This window comes from Psychrobacter proteolyticus, assembly GCF_038155145.1.
Classification (GTDB): Bacteria; Pseudomonadota; Gammaproteobacteria; order Pseudomonadales; family Moraxellaceae; genus Psychrobacter; species Psychrobacter proteolyticus_B.
In genome coordinates this window covers 115,027-141,065 of sequence record NZ_JBAKAY010000001.1, presented here as the reverse complement: position 1 = coordinate 141,065, position 26,039 = coordinate 115,027, and the positions used below count along the sequence as shown (strand labels likewise).

The following is a 26,039-nucleotide window of genomic DNA, read 5'->3' as shown; positions in this document are numbered from 1 at the left end:
AACGCCACACTTACAGCTAAGCGTATTAAAAAGGCTAAATTGCGCTAATTGTAGCAAAAACTGCCCGCCATTGGGCAATTTTCACTCGCATATCTTATTGGATATCTAGCCTTGATAACTGGCGAATAGATCGTATTCGCTAGCATCATCGATAGTCACTGTTAAGAACTGCCCTACTTTAACTTGAGCGTTGATGTCATCAACATAGACATGACCATCAATTTCAGGTGCATCAGCATAGCTACGGCAGATAGCAATATTTTCATCGCTATCAATTTCATCGACCAATACCGTTAAGGTTTTGCCGACTTTTTCTTGTAGCTTTTGTGCTGAAATATCTTGCTGTAGCGCCATTAGTCGCTCATAGCGAGACTGCTTAACGTCTTCAGGGACATGATCAGGCAAGTCATTGGCAACCGCGCCTTCTACTTCTGAATAAGTAAATGCGCCCACGCGATCGAGGCGTGCTTCAACTAACCAATCAAGCAAGCACTGAAAATCTTCTTCTGTCTCACCAGGGAAGCCAACCACAAAGGTCGAACGAATCACGATATCAGGACAGATCTCACGCCACGCTTTGATACGGGCCAAGGTGTTTTCGCTATGCGCAGGACGTTTCATCGCTTTTAGGATGCGATGACTGGCATGCTGGAATGGAATGTCCAGATAAGGAAGCAGTTTCTTCTCACCCATCAACTCAACGACTTTGTCTACGTGTGGATACGGATAGACATAATGCAGGCGTACCCAAATGCCCAAATCGTTCAATGCTTGGCATAAGTCATAAAACTTAGACTTAAGAGGCATACCATTCCAAAAGCTAGTCTTGTACTTTAGGTCAAGGCCATATGCCGAGGTATCTTGCGAGATGATAAGTAATTCTTTCACGCCAGCTTTTTTGAGCGCTAGCGCTTCATTCATCACATTATCAATCGGGCGCGATACCAAATCACCGCGCAAGCTTGGGATAATGCAGAACGTACAACGGTGATTACAGCCTTCTGATATTTTTAGATAAGCATAATGGCTTGGGGTCAGCTTGATACCCGCTTCATTAATCAAATCTATTTTTGGATCATAGTTGGCGTCCTGACTGCGATTTGGCTTAGGCACATGCTGCGCTACTGCCGTAATCACTTCGTCATAGGCATGCGCGCCCGTCACTGCTAGTACAGCTGGATGCATCTCGCGGATTTTATCCGCTTCTTTACCTAAGCAACCAGTAACAATCACTTTACCGTTTTTGCTAATGGCCTCGCCGATCGCATCGAGCGACTCTTGTACCGCTGACTCAATAAAGCCGCAGGTGTTTACCACGACCAAGTCAGCACCGTCGTAATCACTGGCCACTTGATAGCCATCACGGCTTAGCTCAGTAATAATACGCTCACTATCCACCAATGCTTTTGGACAACCTAGTGACACAAAACCAATCTTTGGCGCCGCACTAACTGGCATCGTAGCAGTGGCATTGGCAGTCGTTACATCGCTGCTTTGAGCTACACTACGGTTCTGATTGTGGTTGGCTTTATGATGATAAGGTTGTTTAGTATCTGTTTGACTGGCATCTGCCTGACTCTGCGCTTGTACTATGGTAGGCGCGGCAGGATTGAAGATAGTGGCAGTGTCTTTTACGGCAGATAGAGGAGCTGTTGCTGTCGTATTCACTGACTCGGTAGAAGTTTTGGACATGGCTGACCTTGCTAGAGATAAATTGGCTGAGCGCATTGTACGTTTTTTTTGCAAAAATCACCAGTTTTGCCGCTCTATAGTCTTGATTTGTGGTTAAATATTATCTCAAGCATCTGACTTTTTTGGGCCCTACTGATGAACGCTGATTTTATAACCGCCAAAACAACCCCTGACCTCGCATTTATATCTCAGCATTTATTCACCGCTATTTTATGGGTCAACGATGAACTATCAATTACACGGTTGAATGCTCAAGCCGAGCAGCTACTCGCTATTAGTAGCGGCAGACTAATCAATCAATCCATCTTAACCCTACTAGCACCTGATGAGTTAAAGACTAAAGATACTTTATCTATAGATAATGATAGTAATGATATAAATGAAAATGAGCCTTCGAGCGAGCCAGCATACTCGTTGACCGAGCGCTTCGTGCAAGCGCAAAACTACCAACAGCCTTTTATCGATCATGACCACATCATAAAAACACCGCTAAACGGTAATTTATCATTGTCAGTCGACTATAGCGTCACGCCAGTTATCTATGAACAGCAGCCTTATTTTATTATTGAGATGTGGGGTAAAGATCGGCAAAGTCGTATCTCTGAGGAGCAGCGCCAGCAACAGCAGTATACAGTTGCCCGTCATATGCTACGCTCAGTGGCACACGAAATAAAAAACCCTCTTGCTGGTATTCGCGGGGCAGCGCAGCTGTTGCAACGGCAGTTTATCAAATTCAGTGACGCATCTACTACTAGCGCCTCTAGTGTTGATAATGCTTTGACAACTACCAACGCTGACACGCAGCATGATTTGCAAAAAATGAATCAAAAACTGCGCAACTATACGGACATTATTATTTCAGAAACTGATCGATTGACTCATCTTATTGGGCAGCTTCTGGGTTCCAATCAACTACCAAACTGGCAAACGCTTAATATCCATGAGCCTCTAGAGCATGTCTTAACCTTAGTGACCAACCAGTATCCACAGGTAGTGTTACAGCGTGATTATGATTTATCATTGCCAGAGTTGTGCGCTGATAAGGATCAACTGATTCAAGTGTTTTTAAACCTTATCAATAATGCTTGTGAGTCGATGACTGAGTTCGAACAAACGCTACAACAGAATAAAATCTCAGAGTCTCAAGAATCCCCACAATCTGCCATACAAACTGAGGGCAATTCTGACTATCAACCGACATTGCATATCCAAACGCGGGTTGCCTTTCAGCATACGATCGTAGGGCAGCAGCACAAGCAAGTGATGCAAATTACTATTACTGATAATGGCTCAGGTATTGATCCAGCATTGATTGGTCAGATATTTTTCCCGATGGTCACTAGCCGGGCAGCCGGTACAGGTCTTGGATTATCCATCGTCCAAGATATTATCAGTCATCATCATGGTATGATTGATGTGAGCTCGACAAAAGAGCAAGAGGATAAGCAAACCCGATTTACGCTATATCTACCATTTACTCAACCCATAACTGAGACATAAAGCAAATTATGAATTAAAGACTGCTAAGTTTCCTAACGCTCAACTCCCAATCCCCAACTTACCATCAATAATTGCTGATTAGGCCCAATACATGACTGAATATAGCGACGACCTCCAACCTAAAAGCGATGATCAATCACCACAATCACAAATAGTAACTGTGAATAATGCACCCAGCGACCACCCTGCAACATTGTGGTTAATCGATGACGATGCAGCCCTACGTATGGTGTTGGCCGACACGTTTGAAGATGCTGGATTGACCGTTATCAGTTTTACTCAAGCACAAGCAGCATGGACTCGCCTTAATGATGTTTTAAAACAGCAAGAGTCAGCTGAGCAATTACCAGACGTCATATTGACCGATATTCGCATGCCAATGATGGATGGGTTGTCTTTTAGCGACTGGGTCCATCAGCATTTCCCTAAAATGCCAATCGTAATTATGACGGCACACTCAGACCTGACCTCTGCTATCAATAGCTATCAGACTGGTGCTTTTGAATACCTGCCCAAGCCTTTTGATTTAGATGACGCGGTTGCAACGATTTATAAAGCCATCAATTATCAGCCTAATTTAGAAACAACGACTGCTTCCCTTTCAGATGAGCCCAATACCAATACAACTTCTGACACGTCTACTGAAAACTTGCTAAAACCTAAAGCAGCATCTGTTAGTAAGACAACCAAAGACAATAAGAGCAAAGGTGTCGTCGAAAACAAAAGTAATGGGAACCCTAGCGGCATCATTGGACAGTCACCAGCCATGCAAACGGTGTTTCGTGCTATTGGCAGACTGGCTCAATCCCCCATTTCTGTCTTAATTACTGGTGAGTCTGGAACAGGTAAAGAGTTGGTGGCCAGTGCATTGCACCAACACTCCCCGCGTAAACAGCAACCGTTTATTGCGCTTAATATGGCAGCCATACCACATGACTTGATCGAGTCTGAGCTATTCGGTCATGAAAAAGGTGCGTTCACTGGTGCAACGACAATGCGTCAAGGCCGTTTTGAGCAGGCAGACGGCGGTACTCTATTTTTAGATGAAATCGGCGACATGCCTTTTAGCACTCAAACACGGCTGTTACGCGTCCTGGCCAATGGTGAATTTTATCGTGTTGGCGGTCAGCAGCCGATAAAGGTCGATGTACGTATCATCGCAGCCACCCACCAAAACTTAGAAGAGCTGGTAAAACAAAGCCGATTCCGCGAAGACTTATTTTATCGCCTCAATGTCATTCGATTACCCCTACCACCATTACGTACACGCCCTGAAGACATTCCTGCATTAGCCCTCTACTTTATGCAGTCTGCCGCAGAGCAAATGAATACTTCTCCGAAGCATCTACATCCTGCCGCATTGCAAATTATGCAGACGTTTGACTGGCGCGGTAATGTGCGTCAATTAGAAAACGTCTGCTTGTGGCTCACGGTGATGGCCACTGGTGATACGGTGATGGCGACAGACTTGCCACCAGAGCTACTTGAAAACATCTCACCTAATACGGTGCTTTATGAAGAGCACGTCGCAGCAGAAGAAGAGGCTCAAAAGCATTTGGTACAAAATGGCGATGTATTAAATGGCAGTTCGTTAAACAGTCATCAAAATGAGCGAAGTAGCCCGTTGCCTAAAAACCAAAGTTGGCAGCAAGCATTGGCTGATTGGGCTGAGCAGTCGTTAAGCACGGGTGAAACTGATATTTTGCAAACAGCAACCCCTGAGTTTGAGCGTGTTTTATTAACAGCAGCACTCAATCATAGCGGCGGTAAAAAGATAGAGGCAGCGAGCTTACTTGGTTGGGGACGCAATACTCTGACGCGCAAATTGCAGCAGTTGGATATTTCTGCCCCTAGAGTACCAACTAAAGAATAAAGAAACGCATAAAACACGATAATAAATTATTATTAACATCAATTACTTAAAATTAATATCGAAAATAAATGATAAATAATTAAAAATAATTGCAAATAGGGGTTGCCAAACAATTAAAACTCTATATAATAGCCAACCACTGAGACGCACTACCGAATCAGTTAACTGTCTAGATAGCGTTTGAGTTTAATCGCTTTTGATGATAGAGTAACGAAAATGGGGCTGTGGCGGAATTGGTAGACGCACCAGATTTAGGTTCTGGCGCCGCAAGGTGTGAGAGTTCGAGTCTCTCCAGCCCCACCATTTTCGGATAGTACATCTTAGACCAAACATCAAAACCTGCTTATAGCAGGTTTTTTTACGTCTGGAATTTGATATTAAAACTATAAAATAACTCGCCAGATGTATTAATCTACTTTTATAACCTTTCTAAATCCTTCAATACTTCATCCATACTCTGATAGCGCCTCTCTACCCGCTGCATCAATGCTTTCATACACTTGCTATAGGCATAACTAATGAACAGAAGGATTTTTCTCACTATCATTGAATAATGCACTACGTTGATTTTTACGGAGAGTTTCACGTTGAATTATATTTTTTGCATCGACTTTTTCTAAAGGTAATCTTGTTTCGCGAGAAAGATCCCCATCAGCTATTAAAGATAAATAACGAGAACAACAGACTCTTAAAAAAGAGGTGAAATTACCAATGTCATGATCAGCATCGAGAGATTCAAGGTATAGCTTAGTGATCAGCTGATTAACCGTCATTTGATCCCGAAATGACAACTCTTCTAATATATCCCAAAAAAACACTTCTAAACGAATTGAGGTGACAACTCCCTGAATTCGAAGTGATTTGGTTTTAGAGCTCCACAAGCTGTCGTCAGCCCTGATAAAAAGTTGGCACATATAATATCCTCTCTCAACACTGGGGTCTATTGAACATTCAACAGACCCGAATTAATGCTTATAGCAAGGCAATAAATTGCTTCAGCATAGCTGGATGTGCAGGCCATGCAGGAGCCGTTACTAGTTGGCCATCTGTAATAGCGCCATCCATAGGTAACTCGACATACTCAGCGCCAGCCATTTCTATTTCTGGCTGACACGCAGGATAAGCAGATACTTTTTTACCTTTCAATACGCCAGCAGCCGTCAGCATTTGTGGCCCATGGCAAACTGAGGCAATCGGTTTATCAGTATTTGCGAAATGCTGAATCATTGCAATGACCTTAGCATTCAAGCGCAAGTATTCTGGCGCACGTCCACCTGGTAAATACAAGGCATCGTAATCTTCTACATTGATATCAGCAAAAGACGCATTAAGAACAAAGTTATGACCGCGTTTTTCGGTATAAGTTTGATCACCTTCGAAGTCGTGTATTGAGGTAGCAATGCTATCACCTGCCACTCTATCTGGGCAGACCGCATCAACGTCATGCCCCATCGCTAGTAGCGCTTGGAACGGAACCATGTTTTCATAGTCTTCAACAAAATCACCAGTTATGATAAGTACTTTAGCCATGATATTCTCACTGTATTGTAATAAAACACTGTAATGAAATACGGGAACCCAAATTAGTTTATAGCGACTTCGCTTAAAATGAGCCTGAATATCCATTCAAACATAAAAAACAACGACTGGGTAATATGTGAATACTACAAACAATCACTTTTTGAAAATAAAATCATAAACTTAGTGATTGTCTAATAACCTTAAATCTATCAATACCTTATCCAAATCTTGATACCGTCTCTCTACCCGCTTTGCCAAGACCTTATCGACAATAGGTTGATAGCGACTATATTCTGATGACAACTTTGGAATCGGCTGTTGGCAGTGCTTGATTGCCCATGCTTTTAATTTATCATTGCTGTTGACGCTTACCTGAAACGGTCGCCTTCCCGCCAATATCTCAACCATCATTATCCCAAGCGCATAGATATCACTGTGCACCGTTGCACCCTGACCTTGCCAACGCTCAGGTGCAAGATATGCCGGTGTACCAGCAGGACTTCCCTCTTTTATCTCATTAAAACGCTCTGCCAACGCAAAATCAGTCAATAATGGATGAGGCATTATGCTGCTATTATCCGCACTATTTGACAAGGAGCTATCGCAAGGAGTATCCAGCAGAAGAATATTGCTAGGCTTAATATCATTGTGTAGCCAGCCAGCCTGATGCAAATTGCCTATCAAGTATGCAGACTTCATGATGAAATGATGCTTTTGTAACGCTATCAATGACAGATGTTTTGAAGCGGTCAGCTGACTCGCCAAGCTACCATTAGGGTAATAAGGCATGACCACTATAACTAGGTGTTGCAACTGCTCTAGTATTTGGACATCCACGCAATGATGAGCCAATAGTGGCGGTGCGATAGCGTTATTTTTGATTTTCGATGAAGCGTTTACAGCAGCTAAAATCTCCGCTTCATGAGTTAAATCAGAAGCGATAGGATAAGCGCAATCACTCAACTGCCATTTAATCATCACGCTACCAAATTGTGGATGCTGGGCACGCGTTAGACCTTGGAAGTAAGTCTTGTCGATATGTTGCGTTTTGGCATCTTGCGTTTGTTCTGTGCTTTGCTGAGCAATACGTTGATGCACTATCTCACTAAAATGCTGTGCGACCAGTTCTTGGGTAATAATGGGCAATAGCTGCATCGCCTGCGCTTGCAAAGCTTGCGTAATAGACGGATTACTGGCACTATTTTCCATGGTATTGTTTTTCATAATATAGTGAGATTATTGCCTTCCCATTCGTATCATTTCCAAAGATAATAATAGCGCGAATAATGATTACAAGTACTACGATTAATAGGTACTAAGATTGTAGGTACTAGAATTTCAGCAGCGTTAATTGTATTTTTGGGTATGGTATTAAAGACAACCTTAACCGCTAGAGCCACTATGTCACAACCAACTATCCCGACCACGCCATCCGAGCAACCTAATTACTCCCTACCCGCACCTTTGTTAGACTTACTCAGTCAGTACTTACAAGAGCGGGTCACACCAACTATTGAAATCGACCCGAGCCAGCTTGCTTATCGCTGGGTTGGTGGACGCACTGGTCACCTGCAGCCTTTGTCGGTCAATCTGTTTTTGAGCTTAGATGACTTGCATGGTATCGATACGCAAAAGTCGAAGTTGGTACAAAACACCCGTCAGTTTATTAAAGGTTACCCTGCCAATCACGTATTAATGTCAGGCACCCGCGGTGCCGGTAAGTCATCATTGATTCGCGCTTTGCTACAAACCCATCATAGTGAAGGCTTGCGTATTATTGAGGTTGCGCGCGATGATCTGCAAGTATTGGATAAGATTCGTGCTGCTATTAATGCCCTGCCAGCAGATTGTCATTGCCGCTATATCGTATACTGTGATGACCTCGCTTTTAATGGTCAAGACGAAAGCTATCGTGCGCTAAAGAGCGTGCTCGATGGCTCGCTAGACTCTGAGCAAGACAAACTACTGGTCTACGCCACCAGTAATCGCCGTCGCTTGCTACCGCAGATGATGAAAGACAATGTCGATATCTATAATGGGCAGACGGATGAAGTCAATCCCTATGAGGCCATTGATGAAACCGTATCATTATCAGATCGATTCGGTTTGTCCCTCACCTTCCATCCTATGGATCAGCAGACTTATCTGCATATTGTTCAGCACTATCTAAATTTAGAGCAGCAAAAAATCTCAGCTGATGTGGATAGTGAAGCTAAGGAAATTTTAGCAAGACAATCTATGCCTGATAAGGTTAGAAAGGATTCGCTACGTTGGGCCTCAGAACGTGGTGGTCGCTCAGGACGAGTTGCTTATCAATTTAGCCGTTTTTGGAGTGGTGAAACACAATTGGCTATCGAAGACAGTAAGCGCTAAGTCATATTTAACGCTCAATTATATCTAAGCTTAACAATGTCTAATCACTGCGTGCAGAGCCTATATACTGCACGCGACTCTCTTCTTGACTGCCCTTTTGACTGCTTGCCGACCCAATTGCACCATCGACCATATATTGGTCAAAATCTGCTGCTAACCAAAGACTATCTTTATAAACGCTCTCAGCATCTAAACGAATATTTGCCATGTTTGGTGTCTTGCTATTAGGGTTATCAAAACCCTGATAGCGAGCGCTAAAGTGCGTCAAAATTATATTTTTGAGTCCAGCCGCTTGCGCAAATTCGCCGAGCAATTGGGCGCTACTATGCATTGGATCATAGTTTGGGTTTTTGGCTTGAATCTTAGTCAGTACTTCATGGGTATAAGTAGCTTCATGCACCAATAAATCCGCATCGATAACGGCTTTACGCAAACAGTTTGGCGTATCATTGTCTCCTGCCACCACCACTCGCGTCCGCTGTACCTCATCGTCGACATAATCTGCTGAGTGCAATTGTCTATTGTCCTCAGTCGTGACATCTTCGCCTTGCTGCAATTTACCCCACAGTGCACTTGCTGGAATACCATCTGCCACAAGCTTATCTGTATTAAGGATGCGGCGGCTAATAGTCTGAGTAATACCAAAGGCATGAGAAGCAACCCGATGTGATAGCGGCGTGATATCAATATCAAGCTGATGTTGGTCGCTTAAGCTAATGTTAACCTTATTCGTATCACCCTGCTCAGCTAACACCTCTTCAATCGCTACAAAATTGAGAGCAAAGGGTAGATACAGCTCTGTAGTGACGGTAATGGCATCAAGCAAAGTAGCAATCGCTTTTGGGGCAATCAAAGTTAATGGTTCACGGCGTCCTGACATAGCAGCGCTTGCTAATAGCCCTGGCAGACCGTAGCAATGGTCACCATGCACATGAGTGATGCAAATAGCAGCCAATTGATGCAATGAGAGTTTGGTATGTAGCAACTGCTGCTGTGTGCCTTCTCCGCAATCAATCAGCACCCATGGACGAGATTTCTTACTCTGATTATTCTGTTGACGACTTCCTTGCTGTACGCCAGAGGTATGCGGATTCAGACACTCTATTGCCAGTGCAGTCACATTACGCTGTTTGGTCGGTACACCTGCAGAGGTACCCAAAAAGGTTAGCTTTAGCATAATGATGCCTTTTATTTATCAGGAGTACTGGCTGAGAAGCACAAGTACGTCTCTTCATTCTAAAACGATAACAGAAATGAAATAAACAAAGAATATGCCCTAGCTACGACAGTTGGCATATCATGGTTTTTTGACCTTCAACCATTTGTCCACCATTGCCAGTACACTCATTTACCATATTTGATTCGTAAGATTTCCAGCCACCATAAAAGCTCGCTGCACACAGAATGACCACTAGAATTTTCTGTGACCACGATTTGATAGAGACTTGTTGGCTATTAATCTGTTGTCTATTATTTTCTTGCATACTGGTATCTTGCTTATTGAGTGATGTTTGAGTTGCTGCCTGATTGTCATCTTTGTCTAGGCTATCTTGCTTTAAATTGTCTTTATTCGAGGTGTTTAGATCTGTCATAACATTATCCTAAAAAAGGCTTTGTTTATTCATAAACAAAGCCTTTGGTCTACATGGCTACTTAAGCGTTGAGAGAGGATTATACCAGTATCCTCTAAAAATTCAGACGGCCGCCCTTTTTTTCTGCTCGCTTAAAGGCATCTCGTTCTTCGCAGCGTTTGAGCCAGTTCAAAAGATTGGTATATTTACTCTGATCTAAACCTGCACCAGCATTGGCACCTAAGACTGCAAGATGCATTTGAATATCAGCAGCGCTAAACTCACTACCTGCAAACCAATGGTTTTCATGTAGATGACGCTCCATCATATCTAGCATCTTCTCCAAACCGCTACTGATCATGTTTTTTTCAATCTGACCTTGGATTTTTTTGCTGATAGGTTTGATTAGCATCGGCGACTGAGACACTACTTTTGTGAATACCAAACGCATGACCAATAGTGGCATCAATGAAGCCTCTGCAAAGTGTAGCCAAAACGTGTAGGCTTCCCATGCTGCTTCGTTATTATCGTCAGGTTTGAACTGCTTTTCTTTATCGTAGTGCTTAATCAAATACTCAATGATAAACCCTGATTCAATCAGCACACGATCGTCCGCTTCTAGTATCGGTGCATTACCAATTGGATGCACTTGCTTTAAGCTATCAGGAGCACGGTATGCTTTATTGCGCTCATAGCAAGTCAGTTTATAATCAGCGCCGAGCTCTTCCAACAGCCAGATAATACGAAACGAGCGCGAGTTTGCTAAATGATGAAGATGTAACATAAACCGTCCTAGTTATATATTGTAGTAAATCAGCCATAATATCTCAGATATAGCACCATACGTTTACTCAATCGCGGCACTACTGCTCTCGATAATAGCGTAATTTGTACTTCTTTAATACTGTGAGTTGGCAGACATACTGGAAAATAATGCCTACCGAATCGATACTATCTAAGACGGTGTACTCGTACTCTTTGACATTAATCTAAATGCAATGCTTCAATCTTGCGCGTCATTTTATCTATTTTTTGCTGATATTTTTTGATCTGGCGGAATCGATGCGCGATTAGCACGCCTTTGATACGACGGTTTTTGAGACGACGACGTGGTGGAAAACTGCCTACTTGTGGCTCATTGTAACCATGTAAGCGGTCTTCACGTTTACGCGCCATATAGCCCAGAGCGCTATCAGCAATCATAATCAGCAGTGCGATAAAAATCATGCTGTACATTAGCATGGAGCCACCATCATGTAAGTTACGGTCTAAAATTGCGATTGAGAAGATAAACAAGAATATTGGCTCAAGGTAGCACAGAGTGCCAAACAATGAGACAGGCAGCTTCTGACTCGCCACCATCGTTAGTGACATCGCAGCGGTGCTGATAATGCCCAATAATGGCAGCAGATACCAAAGCTTGTGGTTGGTGATTGCTACTTCAAAACCACCATTCATATACAGCGCGACAAGTACCACTGGCAATAACAATACAAGGTCTGAAATCAGACCAGTAATAGGCGGCACGGCCAACTTACGACGTAGTAGATAATAAGGAGGATAACCCAAGCAAACAAATAAAGTTGCCCAAGAAATAGCACCATACTCAAAAATATCGTAAGCGATACCGAGACCTGCACACACAATGGCAACCCACTGAAGTAAGCTCATGTCTTCGTTGTAAAAGAACCTACCGACAACGATCATAATCATCGGATATAGGAAGTAACCCAACGTTACCTCGAGCCCCAAGCCATTGACTGGCGCCCACATAAATATCCAGATTTGCGCGCCCAAAATCGGTGTGGGTAGTATAAATAAAAACCACTCTTTTGCGTTCTTTAGTGTTTTTAGATAATCAAAAATGTGCTGCCACTGCTTTAGTACACTGACTAGCAGCACGAGACTAAAAAACATTGTCAGCACGCGCCACGAAGCGACTTGCGTACCTGATAATGGTTGCAGCAGTAGACCAAATAAGAACAGCAATGAGTATAAAAAATTTGCAGCGACAGCGGTGATTGTACCCTGCGAGGTTTGGTTAGTAGTCAGCATCACAACAGCCTTTAAAGATTGGGGCACATCCATGGCAATTTTTAAAAAAAACAAAAGCCTCAGACGATAACGTCTGAGGCTTTTGCATATAAGGTCGTCGCGCAATCTAAGTTGAACGCTTTTGATGTATTAGGCTTACATCATGGTCGGCATTATGTCAAAGTCAGAATGAATAAGCAATGCCACTGTTCATCTAGCGACTAAACTTTTAAATTGAGTAAATTTAATGCAGGTAAGTGCTTATTTTGCATCAAGTTGTTCGATTTTTTGCTGTATCTTATCCATCTTCTTTTGGTAACGACGAATCTTACGAAAACGATGGGCTTTTAGCACGCCATCGATACGCTGATTGATAAAATGACGACGCGGTGGGAAGCCACCAATCTGAAGCTCTCTATAGCCATGCAAGCGGTCATTACGCTGACGAACGAGGTAACCTTTTACGCTATCAGCCATCATGACCAGTAGCGCAAGCGTAATCATGCCATACATGAAGAGCGAACCACCTTCTTCAAGGCTTTGACTCAAAATAGTAATAGACAACACAAATAACAGCATCGGCTCGATATAACTTAATGCCCCAAACAGTGATACTGGCAACTTGCTACTGGCAATCATCGTCAGCGACATCGCAAGCGCACTAAAAGCACCAAGCAGCGGCAATAGATACCAGAACTTCATGTCTTGCGCCGCAACATCAAAACCGCCTGTCATGTAGAGCACGATGAGCACGACTGGTGTCAACAGCGTCAAATCAAACAACAACCCCGTAATGGGCGGTACAGAAAGGGTGCGCCGTAGCAGATAATACGGCGGATAACCCAAGCATACAAACAGTGTCACCCAAGAGACCGAACCATACTGAACAATATCGTAGCCGATGCCAAGCGCTGCAAATATCGCGGCAGCCCACTGCAAGATGCTCATATACTCATGGTAAAAGAATCGACCAAGCACAATCATCACTAGCGGCAATAAGAAATAACCCAACGTAACATCGAGACCAAACCCATTGACCGGAGCCCACATAAACAACCAAATCTGCCCACCTAGGATTGGCGCAGGCAGTATAAATATAAGCCATTCTTTTAGTGTCTTTAGCGTCTTTATATAATCAAAAACACGTTGCCACTGCTTAGTCAAACTGACCAATATCACCAAACTGAGCAACATCATGAGCACACGCCATGACGCTACCTGCGTCCCTGTTAAGGGCAGCATAAACAGTCCAAACAAAAACATCATCGAGAATAAAAAGCTCGATGTTACCGAAGCAACCGTTCCCTGAAAAGTTTGATTGGTCGTAAGCATAACAACAGCCTTAAAAAATAGAACCTTATTTACAGTATTGAAAAAATGAGAGTTAAAAAACAAAAGCCTCCGACGATAACGTCAGAGGCTTTTTTCTAGAAAAATGCTAAGAGACTAGACTCAAAAGCTAATTACCAAGACTATTACTCGTCATCGTCTTATGCATAATTAGTGTATTATAGATTGTCACTTGGTTTATGGTCGTTTGCAATATCAATCACATCATCGACGTCGGTAGCTGCGGTATTGTCAGTTGTCGCATCAATATCTATCTGCTCCTGACCTTCTACCTCAAACGTACCGTCTTCTCTCATGGCATCGATAAGCTCATCATCGCTCTCTTCGTGTTCAACACGCGCCATAGCAACCAGTTTTTCATCTTTTGACAGACGAATCAATGTTACGCCTTGCGTATTACGACCAGAGCTAGCAACATGCTCAACTGGGGTACGAACCAACGTACCTTTATCAGAGATTAGAATAATATCATCGGTAGAGTCAACCTTGGTCGCTCGTACTAACGCACCATTACGCTCGCTGGTCTTGATAGCGATCACACCGCCACCGCCACGATTTTGCGTATTGAACTCATCGATGAAGGTACGTTTACCAAAGCCGTTTTCACAAGCAATCAAGATTTCACGTACATCATCTTCGATAACGACTAATGATTTTATAAACTCGTCAGTAGCCAGACGCATACCGCGGACGCCTTTAGCCGTACGACCCATTGCACGCGCATCATTTTCATCAAAACGAATGGCTTTACCACTTGAAGCAAACAACATCACTTCTTGGCTACCATTAGTGATACGAGCGCTGACTAATTTATCACCGTCTTCTAGTCCAACCGCAATCAAACCGTTCGAGCGAATATTGGCAAACTGCTTCAGCTCTACCCGCTTCACGGTACCATTGGCAGTGGCAAAGAATACAAAAGGTGGCTCTGCTTGGTTGCTATCTTCTACCGAAACGTCATCATTGCTTACTTCTGATACTTCACTTACTACTGATGTATCTTCTACGATTTTTGGAATTGGTAATATCGTCGTAACGGTTTCGTCGCTATTTAGGCCAATTAGATTGACCAATGGACGACCACGAGCACCGCGACTGGCAATCGGCACTTCAAAACCACGTAGACTAAAGACACGTCCACTATCAGTGAAACACAGTACCGTCGAATGCGTTGATGTCACGACTAAATGATCGATTACATCATCTTCTTTCATTGCCGTAGCAGACTTACCTTTACCGCCGCGTTTTTGTGCAACATAATCATCAATCGGCTGAGTCTTAGCGTAACCAGTACGCGATACCGTCATGACGACCGTTTGCTCAGGGATAAGGTCTTCGCGACTAAAGTCCATACGTGAATCGATGATATCGGTACGGCGCTCATCACCGAAGTTATCACGAATCTCGATCATCTCATTAGAGATAATAGCCATCAGCTTATCAAAATCGCCAAGGATAGACTCTAAATGCGCGATTTCACGCAGTAAGTCTTGGTATTCTTCGGTCAATTTATCTTGCTCAAGACCCGTCAAACGATGCAATTGCATATCTAAAATCGCATTGACCTGCTCGAGTGACAAGCGATAACGCTCTTCACCTTCGATCAGACCAAACGGCGCTTTAGGATCTTCGCCATCGATAAACTCAGGACGCACTGATTGGCTACCAGCAGCTGTGAGCATCGCAACGACGCTACCTGAGCCCCATGTGTTATTTAATAAACTTTCACGTGCTAGGCCACGGTTTGCCGACGCTTTAATCGTCGCAATAATTTCGTCGATATTGGCTAGAGCGACCGTTAGACCTTCGAGCAAATGACCACGCACGCGGGCTTTGTTCAATTCATAAATCGTACGGCGGGTTACCACTTCTTGACGATGACGAACAAATGCAGCGATAAGCTGACGCAAGGTCAATAGTTTAGGCTGACCATTATCTAACGCCACCATATTGATACTGAAGCTAGACTCTAGCGGCGTTTGTAGAAATAGGTTATTAACGATAACTTCAGCCGTCTCGCCGCGACGCAAGTCAATAGCGATACGCATACCGTCTTTATCAGACTCATCACGAATTTCGCTAATGCCTTCGATTTTTTTATCACGAACAAGCTCTGCGATACGCTCAATCAGTTTGGCTTTGTTGGCCTGATAAGGTACTTCGGTAAATACGATGCGCTCACGATCACGGTTAACGCCAGAATTGCTCATCGGCTCGATATGATAACGACCACGAATATGCAAACGGCCTTTACCCGTACGATAAGCATCTAAAATGCCCGCGCGACCATAAATAATACCACCTGTAGGGAAGTCAGGACCTGAAATATGCGACATTAGCTCTTCAGCTGAAACTTGTGGGTTTTCAGCATACGCAAGACAAGCATTGATCACTTCGGTCAAGTTATGCGGTGCCATATTGGTCGCCATACCAACGGCAATACCCGTCGCGCCATTGACCAATAGGTTAGGAATACGCGCTGGCATCACGCTTGGCATGCGCTCAGAGCCGTCGTAGTTGTCTTCCCAATCGACCGTATCTTTATCCAAATCAGCGAGCATCTGGTGGGTCAGTTTAGTCATACGTACTTCGGTATAACGCATCGCTGCCGGAGGATCATCATCGATCGAACCAAAGTTACCTTGACCATCAACCATTGGGTAGCGCAAGCTAAAATCCTGCGCCATACGGACGATGGCATCATAGACGGCACTATCGCCATGTGGATGGTACTTACCGATAACATCACCAACCACACGTGCTGATTTTTTATACGGTTTATTATAATCGTTTGATAGCACGTGCATGGCATACATCACGCGGCGGTGTACAGGTTTGAACCCATCACGCACATCAGGCAGCGCACGCGAGACGATCACGCTCATCGCATAATCCAAATACGACTGCTTTAGTTCATCTACGATGCCAATAGGACTGACCGATTCGCTCATATACACTCCTTCACTCACATTTTTTTCTAACGTTGACACATCGCTTATGGCACCCATAGATCATATAAAAATACTGCCACATAAATGGGCAGTCATGACCAAAATAGATACCATAAAAAAACACTGCTACACGTGCAAAACAATAGGAAAATAGCGATAGTTTTAATGTTTAATAAAAGAAGCTATTTTAGCACAAATTTGCTGATTTAGGGGGTTCTGACCACCATTAAAATCAAGCTAGGCGGTTCATTTGCAGTGATATTTTGAATTATTGACACACGCTAAAATAATTCTAATGGCAGGTTTTTTTTGATTGGCTGATTTTGCCATTTTTACAGACGAACTTACCATCTGCTGAGCAATGAGATACCCCGCCCATTTTACCTGAACAAGGCGTATTTCGAGCTTGGGCTTGGCTCGTAGATGTGAAGGCAAATACTAGGGCGAGTAGCGCTGTGCTGATTGATTTCATTGTTTATTCTCCGTATCTGATGGATATTAAATAGAAAAATACTATACTCATTCAGTACAGCTCGACAAGATTTATTTTGACTAACTGAGTGGATACTTATATTTCTATCTACAGTTCAACACGACATTTAATTTAGCGCTAAAATCTTGAGCATAGAGCTCATACGTGGTTTGCATATAATCTCTATTGGCACACAACTAGGATGCTTAGAATATTTAGCCAATACAACAACACCTACAACTGTCTCTGACGTGAACTGATTGTTTTTATGGTCATATTGTTTTCATAACCATAATTCTTTCATAACCATACTGTTTTCAAAGTCATATTATTCTCATGAGCACATTATGATTTAAACCACTTTGATGCGATTATTTTTTAGTGATACTGGACAAAAAATTTCTAAACGCTACACTACCTCATCTTTTATAGCACTTACATAACGACCTAACAGGCTACTATTACTATGGATATCATTCTTGCAATTGTTTGGATTTTAGCAATGGTGCTATACAGCTTTTCGAGCGATTATGTTGCTAGCTTTCCTAACCATAACAATCGCGCTGTCCCTTATGTCCGTTGGGGAGCACTTTTAGTCGCGATGGCTTTATCAGCATACTTGTCAAAAGCCTATCAAGAGAATCTACAAGGCAATGGTATGTGGGTGTTTGTTATCGTGGTATTTGTGGTTATTGTTTTAGCGAAGGTCGTTTTTAAATGGGTAATTAACAGACGTTTGAAACGCTAGTTCATACTGAATAGTTTTATTAATTTGACCCTCTTAATTATTGATCTAAATACCTTATGACAATTAAACATCAAGATAGCCAGCCTGACTCAAACCTTTCTATACTAGCAGAAGACGATCGAGAAGATCGTAGCTTCGATGCCATTGCCGATCATTTCGAAAAAAAGGTCTATGGTGGTTTAAAAGGCGAGATTCGATTGGCTGTGCTACGCCGTGATATTTTCGAATATAGCGCACAAATGAGTGAGGCGCTTGGGCGACCTTTACGTATCTTGGATGTAGGTGCAGGGCTTGCACAAATTGCGATAGAACTTGCTGCTCAAGGTCATAGCGTAGTCATCAATGATATATCAGCAAATATGCTTGAGAAGGCGAAAGTGAGCGCAGAAAAAATTGATAAAAAGCTAGACATCACTTGGTATGTTTGCCCTTATCAAGCGCTTGAAGAAAAGTTGGCTCAGACAGAGACAGAAAAATTTGATTTGATTATGTCGCATGCGCTACTTGAATGGTTGGCAGAACCAGCGGCGGTCATGGACTTTTTTGATCAGCAATTAATAGATGGTGGCGCGCTATCTGTCTGCTTCTACAACCCAGCGAGTTTTGATTATCGCAATCTTATCATGGGGAATTTTAACTTACTCGATAGCTTACTTGATGGTAACGATTACAAAGCGGACAATAAGAAAAGCCTCACTCCTAACCATCCCGTTGCCAAAGAAGAAGTCGAGTCGTGGCTTCAAGCGCATGATTATCAGACGTTACGTAGCAGTGGTTTACGAGTATTTCATGATTATGCACCACTCAAACGTGGCGGTCACAACGACCCAGATGCAGTGATAAAAATGGAGTTACGCTACTCACAGTTAGAGCCGTACAAATGGCTTGGTCGTTACTTACACATTTTGGCTAAACGGTAAATTAAGACGACAGCTCAATAATTGTAAAGATGTCTAAACCTCTTCATCCATTCTCGATGATCTATCATATTCTGACCAAGTAGTGGCATTGATGTCTTTTTCATCAAAGACTACGACATGCTCTAGCAAAGGCAGAATGCCAATATGCGAGCCGATTGCATGATTATGATGGCTCGCAACCAAGGATAAGACAGTCTGTCCGTCGTCTAACTGCAGACGGTACAAATAGTTGGCACCGCGAAATACACGCCCGATAACCAAAGCTGTCTGCGTACTGTCATCATCATGGATAATATCATCAGGGCGCACGAGTACTTTGATTGGTGTACCATTTGGATAATCATATTCGCAGTACTGTGGCTGGCCTGATTCATCATAGACTTCCATGCGGCGATAGATATTACCTAGCGCCGTCTCAACATGACCTTCTTTGATGATACCGTCTATCATGGCACCTTCGCCTACGAATTCTGCAACAAAAGGACTGACAGGCTCATGATACAGCTCACTTGGTCGCGCCCACTGTACCAATCGTCCTTTATCCATTACCCCTACTTTATCCGCTAGCGCAAACGCTTCATTTTGATCATGAGTGACCAAAATCGCTGTGGTATTGGTACGTTTGAGAATATCACGGACATTCATTGCTAGTGATTCACGCAGCACCACATCTAGATTAGAGAACGGCTCGTCAAGTAATAGTAGTTTTGGTTTAGGGGCGAGCGCTCTTGCAAGAGCCACACGCTGCTGCTGACCCCCAGAAAGCTCATTAGGACGTTTGTCTGCATGTTCAGTCAATTCAACTAAACTTAGCATCTCAGCCACACGGGCTTTTTTGTCAGCGGCTGACCATTTATTGAGACCAAAGGCGATGTTCTTTGCTACGCTCAAATGACCAAACAGAGCATAATCCTGAAATACCATGCCCATGCCACGCTTGGCTGGCGCCACTGCAAATGATTGACGAGCTGTCTTTTCAGTTAGGCGTTGATTATTTAGATAGATAGTGCCGCCACGACTTTGCTCCAATCCCGCAATTGCTCGTAGCGCTGTGGTCTTTCCGCAGCCGCTATAACCCAAGAAGCAACCAATCTCTCCTTGTTCTAGCATCAACGATAGACCGTTGACGACGATAGTATCGTCATAGCCTACGATGAGATTTTGCACACTAAAATAAGGATCTATCGCGATATGTTTCTCAGTATTTTGTTGTGAGGTGTTGCTTTTTTCTACAGTTTTATTCGTCTGAACTGGATTGATTCTATTTTGTGACAGTGGTGATTTTGCTACAGGCGTATGGCTAGCCCGAGCCTTTTCTGACTTAGAATTTGTTGAGTCGTTCATTGAATCAGTGTACATAGACGGTACCAGTTCGCTATTAGTAAGTAAAACCATCGATAAAACAGAGCAAATTATAATATAACTGACACTACGAGTGTGCTGTTAAACTTATACCAAATTATTGCTATTAGCTGTGTTTATCGCTTTGACGCAGTAATATCCAGACAGGAAGCAAGCCAACTAACACGATTAGCAAACTCGGTAATGCGGCTCGTCCCCACATACCTTCGCTCGTCATTTCAAACACTCGTACTGCAAGCGTATCCCAGCCTTGACGCCGTGTCATCAGCGTAATGGGCATCTCTTTCATCACTTCGACAAAGCCCATCAATAATGCGGTCAATACACCGGGGCTAAGTACAGGCAGCATCACATGACGCCAACGCTGATAAGGACTATCGCTAAGTAATTTTGCAGCAGCTTCTTGATTGACTGTCAATCGCTGCAATTGTCTGTCAACTGGCTGAAAACTCACTGTCATAAAACGCGTCGATAACGCCAATAGCATAACAATGACACTGCCAGAAAGCACTTGCTGTGAGGTGATACCAAAGGCAATCATTTGATTATCAAGCCATGCAATAGGTATAAATATCCCTACCGCCAACACAGTCCCCGGTACGACATAGCCCAAATTGGCTAAAGTGGTCATTAGCTTAGTCGATTTATCAGGATACTGCCGTTTAATCCACGCAATGATAATGGCCAAAAAGGCAATGAATAGCGTGGTCATACTAGCAATCATGAGGCTGTTGGTGACAAAATCAATGTAACGTGCATCAAAATCTTGGCGAAAATTAAGTGCTGTCCAATAGATAAGCTGCAAGAAAGGAATTAAAAAGGCGATTAAAAAAATGAGCGTACACAGCAGTGTCATGGCGAGCTTGGCAGGTTTACTGGCGTCAAAGCGTTGGCTGCTACCTTGGGTAAGTGAACTACCACGCTTCGCTTGCCAATACTGCTCAAACAATACCACGATAAAGATCACGCCAATGAGCAAGGCTGCTAGCTGAGCCGCTGTGGTCAAACTGAAAAAACCAAACCATGCCTTATAAATGGCAGTAGTAAAAGTATCGACATTGAATACGGATACTGCACCGAAATCCGCTAAGGTTTCCATACTGGCTAGTAATAAGCCGCCAATGATCCACGGTAATGCTTGCGGTAGCGCCAACCGAAAAAATACACGGCTACGACTCAAACCTAGCATCTGCCCCGCTTCTATCGCTCGCCTGCCTTGTGACAAAAATGCCTGACGCGCGAGCAAATATACGTAAGGGTAAAACGCTAGCGATAATACCAAGCCTGCGCCCCATACATTCCTTATCGACGGTATGGCAGTACTGATACCGGAATCCCGCAGAGCTGTCTGTAGCGGCCCACTAAAATCAACAATGCCAATAGTGACAAATGCCAATACATAAGCAGGGATGGCAAGTGGCAACATCAACGCCCATGAAAAGAAACGCTGACCCGGGAAACGATACATACTAGTGACCCAAGCTAGAGCAGTACCAATAGTGCCTGAAACAACTGTCACCATTAGCAATAAAATCGCCGTGTTTTTGAGCACTTGCGGCAGTACATAGTCTGCCATATGTGTCCAAATCTCTGCCACTGGCTGAGTCCACGACAGCAGCACGATTAAAATTGGTACTAGCATAAACAACGAAATCAGCCCTAAGACTGATTTCGAGATAATACGTTTACGAAGGGCGTGGTCTTGGCTGACAGTCTGCTTGTCATTAACACCGCCATTGACAGTATCGTTTTGACTAACAGACGCATCTGGCGTTGTGATCATATTATCATTACCGTGTCATACGTATAGAGACCTTATAAGCTTATACCAACCTCAAAATCGTCATTACTTGAATAACTCCTTTGTAATGACTAACCTTTGAACCTATTCTTTAAAAGCTGTTGTTTAAAAGCTATTGCTTAAGAACTATTGTCTCGAAGTTATGATTTTGCGATTGGTATCAGTATTACTGGCGATCCCTTATTTATAACCCGCTTTATCCATCATTTGGATAGCTTGAGTTTGTAGTTCACCGAATTTCTGTACATTGATATCGTCTTTTTTGAACTCGCCCCATGATCTGAGCATGTCTGACTCATCGATACCTACTTTTACTGGGAATTCTTTGTCAGAGCTGGCATAAAGACCTTGTGCCTCATCAGATGACAACCACTCTATCAGTTTAAGCGTACCATCTGGATTGTCTGAACCTGCAACCACGCCAGCGCCTGAGATGTTTACGTGCGTACCAGTCGTATCTTGGTTTGCCCAGAATATCTTCACAGGGAAGTTTGGTTTTTCGTCCAATAGACGACCATAGTAGTAGCTATTGGCGATACCCACTTCACACTGACCAGCAGCGATAGCTTCTAGCATCGCAACGTCATCACTGAACACGTCAGTCGCTAGGTTATCAACCCACCCTTTGATAACTGCTTCGGTTTTTTCTTCGCCCAAATGCTCCATCATGCTAGCAACAAGCGATTGGTTATAGACCTTTTTAGAGGTACGTAAGCATAGTTTGCCTTTCCATTTTGGATCGGCCAAATCTGCATAAGTAGATAGCTGGTCGGCAGTGACTTTGCTTGGGTCATAAAAGATAGTACGTGCACGTAGTGACAGACCTGTCCACTGACCTTTTGGATCACGGTATTTTGCAGGGACATTAGCTTCTAACACAGTAGACGATACTGGCTGCAATAGGCCTTGCTCTGCAGCCTGCCATAAGTTACCAGCGTCAACGGTCAATAGCATATCAGCTGGAGTATTCTGACCTTCCGCTTGCAAACGCGCCATGAGTGGACCTGTTTTGTCCGTGACCAACTCAACTTTTACGCCTGTTTGCTCAGTATAGCGATCTAACAATGGCTTAATAAGCTGCTCATTACGTGATGAGTAGATAGTAATCGTCTGACTATCAGCAGTCGTAGCTTCGTCAGTTGCTGCTTGCTGCTCAGCACCTGTTTCTGTTGACTCTACTTCTACGCTTTCTTCTGTGGTTGAAGAATTGCTACAACCTGCCAAACCCAACATCATGCCAAATACGGCTGCAGGTAGGATAAGCTTCGTAGAGGTTAGATTAGCGCTGATAGCGTTCAATGACATGGTTTTCCCCATAGTAATGCTATAAAAAAAGTAAGACGGATGGTGAGACAAAATAACAGTGATTATAACAATGACTTGCTAATCGCTAGCAGTAATCAGGCCATAATATATCAAAGCAACATACTAATGGAAGTGAGATTAATTATCAATACATTTGTTTAACTGACAAATATATCTGTGATGAGTCTTGAGCATTGATTTTTAAGAACTATTTTTTACCAGCTCTTTCAATAGTTTGGTCTAGCGACGCGCTTTAGTATCAATCTAAAGGAGCCATTGCCCTAAGATTGCATTGACCGCAGCTTCCGTACGTAAGATACGAGAGCCTATATGTACAGGCGTGCAGCCTTGAGCTGACAACAGCTCTATCTCATAGTCAATCCAACCACCTTCAGCGCCTATGCAAACTATACTCGGTAGCTCTCGTGATGGTTGCTGTTGTAAAAATTCAGAAAAGGACTGCTGACTATAAGGATGCGCGACAATCGCTCTATTGCTAATTAGGCTTGCCAGTGTGTCTTCGACAAATGGCTTAAAACGTTTTTGTAGCGTAATACTAGGAACGATCGTATCGATGCTCTGCTGTAAGCCTTCTAATACAAACTCGTCAATCCGCTCAAGCATTGGGCTTTGCCAATAGCTTTTTTGGGTACGGTAGCTATTGATAAGAATGATATCGCGTACACCAAGCGCCGTCATATCCATGATTAAACGCCGTAGCACTTTAGGACGTGGTAATGCCAAAATGACAGTTAAATCCAATTTGGCCGGCGGTACAGTATTGAGCTGAACGTTACTTAACCGAATACTGTCGGCGGTAATATTTTTAATGATAGCAGTACCAAGGGTGCCACCGACTTGTCCAATTTTAAGCGTATCACCTACTTTTGCGCCTAGCACTTTAGTCACATGGCTGACTTGAGACAAGGCATCGATTTTTGCTGTGTCTGATGAGAAGTTTTCAGCGGGCAATAATATACAGTTCATAAATTATCTTGGTTGGAGGACAGTTCGATTGCGTCTTCAATCATCGTAAATTGGCGGGTCAATACCGCTTGCTGCTGTATCGTCATTTGCTCGCCAGATTGCCCTGCCTGCGCGGCCAATGGCAAATTGCATAGCCAAGTCGCTAGCTGCGTATAAATGCTCACAGCGTCTTCACGGTTATAAGCTGTTTTCTTGCGAGAGGATTTTTTGTTCGCCTTTAACTGATCATCAATGGTCATCTGTGCATCCGAACTACTTGAGTTATTTGACTCGACTGGACGATAGAAGTCATTATTTGGCTGATATACAGCGCCTACGCTAGCCAGTTTGTTTATCACGCTTTGACAAGACTGAGTATAACGTCCCATCAGTACAGGCGTGGCCACACTAGCAGGCTCCACTGGATTATGCCCACCAATATCTACCAGCGAGCCGCCCACAAATGCTACGTTTGCCAATGTATACCAACTCATCATCTCACCCATGCTATCTGCCAGATAGACTTGCGTGTCTGCATCAATCACGTCTCCATCACTACGCCGAGCCATATTTAACCCAGTTTTTTGAATGAGATCTGCTACTTCGTCAAAACGCTCAGGATGTCTAGGGACAATAACAAGCAACGTATCTGCTAATGTCGCTTGAGACAGTAGTTGCTGTTGCAATGACAACGCTGCTGCCTCTTCACCATCATGAGTACTCGCAGCTACCCACACAGGACGATCTGCTATACCAAACTCTGCTCGCAGTTCAGCTTTCTTATTATAAATACTGTTATCTTCTATGGCTTGGTCATCAGCTTTGGACGCATTGATTACCCACTTTAATGAGCCTGCCACACGAATTTGGGCGCTACTAGCCCCTAACTGCCGAAAGCGTTTAGCAGAGTCGCTGTCTTGCGCAATAATTAAGGAGAGATTTTTCATCATACTGGCGCTGACTGCACCAATCTTTTGATAACTCTGAAAAGAAGAAGCAGATAGTCGACCATTGACCAGAATACTTGGAATACGGTGCTGGGATAATTTGGTCAAGATATTTGCCCATAGCTCTGTTTCTACAAACAATGCAGCGATAGGCTGTACGTGCGTTAAGAAAGTCTCGATCACAGCAGGGCTGTCGACTGGCACATAGCTATGACTCATCTGACCCTGAGCTATCTGTTCTGCAAAACGACTGGCGCCACGAGCAAAACCTGTCTGAGTCGTATTGGTCAACCATATCTGATAGCCATTAGCCAATAACATATCTAATAAAGGCGCGACCGTATTGGTCTCACCTAATGAAACTGCGTGGCACCAAATTACTCCATTATCTATATCAGCATTGACCACTGGACGCGGTGGATACTGCTTACCAAAGCGCTGATCGATTTCCTGCTGATAGTTTTCGTTCTTATGAGATCGACGCCATACTTGCAGACGATATAGTGGTTTTAGCAGCCCAATAAGAGACTGATAATATAAAGGTGTCTCGTGTACCGCTCGACTAGGCGATGATACAGGGTCAATTGGATTTACAGAGTGGTCAGACGAAGTATTAGATGATGGCATGGAACAGCCCAAATTAGTTATGAATC

At 43.4% G+C, this 26,039-nt stretch carries 21 protein-coding genes and 1 tRNA gene; 6 read left to right on the top strand and 16 right to left on the bottom strand.

What is annotated here, in order from left to right:
- Nucleotides 1-105: 105 nt before the first annotated feature.
- Nucleotides 106-1,692 carry a 30S ribosomal protein S12 methylthiotransferase RimO gene (rimO, locus tag V6252_RS00575; RefSeq protein WP_341608878.1) on the bottom strand — a complete coding sequence of 529 codons (1,587 nt, stop codon included), beginning with the start codon at nucleotides 1,690-1,692 and terminating at the stop codon, nucleotides 106-108.
- Between the two features lie 135 nt (nucleotides 1,693-1,827).
- On the opposite strand from rimO, the gene V6252_RS00570 reads away from it, so the two are divergent.
- The 3 genes from V6252_RS00570 to V6252_RS00560 all read left to right on the top strand — a co-directional run bounded on the left by V6252_RS00570 (nucleotide 1,828) and on the right by V6252_RS00560 (nucleotide 5,368).
- On the top strand, nucleotides 1,828-3,192 hold the full coding sequence (locus tag V6252_RS00570; protein WP_341608877.1) for a two-component system sensor histidine kinase NtrB: 1,365 nt from the start codon (nucleotides 1,828-1,830) through the stop codon (nucleotides 3,190-3,192).
- A gap of 91 nt (nucleotides 3,193-3,283) precedes the next feature.
- Nucleotides 3,284-5,065: a sigma 54-interacting transcriptional regulator gene (locus V6252_RS00565; RefSeq protein ID WP_341608876.1), complete on the top strand. Its 1,782-nt coding sequence runs from the start codon at nucleotides 3,284-3,286 to the stop codon at nucleotides 5,063-5,065.
- Nucleotides 5,066-5,283: 218 nt separating this feature from the next.
- Nucleotides 5,284-5,368 (top strand) — tRNA-Leu (locus V6252_RS00560).
- A gap of 212 nt (nucleotides 5,369-5,580) precedes the next feature.
- Here V6252_RS00560 and V6252_RS00555 read toward each other — a convergent pair.
- The 3 genes from V6252_RS00555 to V6252_RS00545 all read right to left on the bottom strand — a co-directional run bounded on the left by V6252_RS00555 (nucleotide 5,581) and on the right by V6252_RS00545 (nucleotide 7,810).
- Entirely contained in the window at nucleotides 5,581-5,979 is a 399-nt protein-coding gene (locus V6252_RS00555) for a ribbon-helix-helix domain-containing protein (protein ID WP_341608875.1), read from the bottom strand.
- A gap of 58 nt (nucleotides 5,980-6,037) precedes the next feature.
- The gene (locus V6252_RS00550) at nucleotides 6,038-6,598 is read right to left on the bottom strand and encodes a DJ-1/PfpI family protein (RefSeq protein ID WP_341609147.1); all 561 of its coding nucleotides are present in this window, start codon (nucleotides 6,596-6,598) and stop codon (nucleotides 6,038-6,040) included.
- Between the two features lie 168 nt (nucleotides 6,599-6,766).
- Nucleotides 6,767-7,810 carry a serine/threonine protein kinase gene (locus V6252_RS00545; RefSeq protein ID WP_341608874.1) on the bottom strand — a complete coding sequence of 348 codons (1,044 nt, stop codon included), beginning with the start codon at nucleotides 7,808-7,810 and terminating at the stop codon, nucleotides 6,767-6,769.
- Nucleotides 7,811-7,987: 177 nt separating this feature from the next.
- Between V6252_RS00545 and V6252_RS00540 the strand changes: the two genes are divergently transcribed.
- Nucleotides 7,988-8,959, top strand: coding sequence for an ATP-binding protein (locus V6252_RS00540; RefSeq protein WP_341608873.1), 972 nt, complete (start codon nucleotides 7,988-7,990; stop codon nucleotides 8,957-8,959).
- 40 nt (nucleotides 8,960-8,999) lie between these two features.
- Here the strand turns inward: V6252_RS00540 and V6252_RS00535 are convergent, their stop codons facing one another.
- The 7 genes from V6252_RS00535 to V6252_RS00505 form a co-directional block, all read right to left on the bottom strand.
- Nucleotides 9,000-10,136: a ribonuclease Z gene (locus V6252_RS00535; RefSeq protein WP_341608872.1), complete on the bottom strand. Its 1,137-nt coding sequence runs from the start codon at nucleotides 10,134-10,136 to the stop codon at nucleotides 9,000-9,002.
- Between the two features lie 103 nt (nucleotides 10,137-10,239).
- The gene (locus V6252_RS00530; protein ID WP_341608871.1) at nucleotides 10,240-10,551 is read right to left on the bottom strand and encodes a hypothetical protein; all 312 of its coding nucleotides are present in this window, start codon (nucleotides 10,549-10,551) and stop codon (nucleotides 10,240-10,242) included.
- Nucleotides 10,552-10,645: 94 nt separating this feature from the next.
- A complete protein-coding gene (locus V6252_RS00525) occupies nucleotides 10,646-11,314 on the bottom strand; it encodes a glutathione S-transferase (protein WP_057759100.1) in 669 nt (222 codons plus the stop codon).
- Between the two features lie 200 nt (nucleotides 11,315-11,514).
- Nucleotides 11,515-12,585, bottom strand: a complete 1,071-nt coding sequence (rarD, locus tag V6252_RS00520; RefSeq protein ID WP_341608870.1) for an EamA family transporter RarD — start codon at nucleotides 12,583-12,585, stop codon at nucleotides 11,515-11,517.
- 240 nt (nucleotides 12,586-12,825) lie between these two features.
- Entirely contained in the window at nucleotides 12,826-13,896 is a 1,071-nt protein-coding gene (gene rarD, locus V6252_RS00515) for an EamA family transporter RarD (RefSeq protein ID WP_341608869.1), read from the bottom strand.
- 176 nt (nucleotides 13,897-14,072) lie between these two features.
- The gene (gene gyrA, locus V6252_RS00510) at nucleotides 14,073-16,865 is read right to left on the bottom strand and encodes a DNA gyrase subunit A (protein ID WP_341608868.1); all 2,793 of its coding nucleotides are present in this window, start codon (nucleotides 16,863-16,865) and stop codon (nucleotides 14,073-14,075) included.
- Between the two features lie 292 nt (nucleotides 16,866-17,157).
- On the bottom strand, nucleotides 17,158-17,337 hold the full coding sequence (locus tag V6252_RS00505) for a hypothetical protein (RefSeq protein ID WP_296207479.1): 180 nt from the start codon (nucleotides 17,335-17,337) through the stop codon (nucleotides 17,158-17,160).
- Between the two features lie 466 nt (nucleotides 17,338-17,803).
- Here V6252_RS00505 and V6252_RS00500 point away from each other — a divergent pair, with 466 nt between their 5' ends.
- Both V6252_RS00500 and V6252_RS00495 read left to right on the top strand, forming a co-directional pair.
- Entirely contained in the window at nucleotides 17,804-18,085 is a 282-nt protein-coding gene (locus V6252_RS00500; RefSeq protein WP_101206189.1) for a hypothetical protein, read from the top strand.
- Between the two features lie 56 nt (nucleotides 18,086-18,141).
- On the top strand, nucleotides 18,142-19,005 hold the full coding sequence (locus V6252_RS00495) for a methyltransferase domain-containing protein (protein ID WP_341608867.1): 864 nt from the start codon (nucleotides 18,142-18,144) through the stop codon (nucleotides 19,003-19,005).
- Nucleotides 19,006-19,038: 33 nt separating this feature from the next.
- Here V6252_RS00495 and V6252_RS00490 read toward each other — a convergent pair whose 3' ends face one another.
- The 5 genes from V6252_RS00490 to V6252_RS00470 form a co-directional block, all read right to left on the bottom strand.
- Complete coding sequence (locus V6252_RS00490) at nucleotides 19,039-20,364, bottom strand: ABC transporter ATP-binding protein (protein WP_341608866.1); 1,326 nt, start codon at nucleotides 20,362-20,364, stop codon at nucleotides 19,039-19,041.
- A 109-nt stretch (nucleotides 20,365-20,473) separates the two neighbouring features.
- Nucleotides 20,474-22,150 carry an ABC transporter permease gene (locus V6252_RS00485; protein WP_298808163.1) on the bottom strand — a complete coding sequence of 559 codons (1,677 nt, stop codon included), beginning with the start codon at nucleotides 22,148-22,150 and terminating at the stop codon, nucleotides 20,474-20,476.
- A 198-nt stretch (nucleotides 22,151-22,348) separates the two neighbouring features.
- The gene (locus tag V6252_RS00480) at nucleotides 22,349-23,473 is read right to left on the bottom strand and encodes an extracellular solute-binding protein (RefSeq protein WP_298808164.1); all 1,125 of its coding nucleotides are present in this window, start codon (nucleotides 23,471-23,473) and stop codon (nucleotides 22,349-22,351) included.
- A gap of 264 nt (nucleotides 23,474-23,737) precedes the next feature.
- Complete coding sequence (locus V6252_RS00475; RefSeq protein WP_341608865.1) at nucleotides 23,738-24,460, bottom strand: 16S rRNA (uracil(1498)-N(3))-methyltransferase; 723 nt, start codon at nucleotides 24,458-24,460, stop codon at nucleotides 23,738-23,740.
- The gene (locus V6252_RS00470) at nucleotides 24,457-26,013 is read right to left on the bottom strand and encodes a 3-deoxy-D-manno-octulosonic acid transferase (RefSeq protein ID WP_341608864.1); all 1,557 of its coding nucleotides are present in this window, start codon (nucleotides 26,011-26,013) and stop codon (nucleotides 24,457-24,459) included. The genes V6252_RS00475 and V6252_RS00470 overlap by 4 nt, the downstream gene beginning before the upstream one ends.
- Between the last annotated feature and the right edge of the window lie 26 nt (nucleotides 26,014-26,039).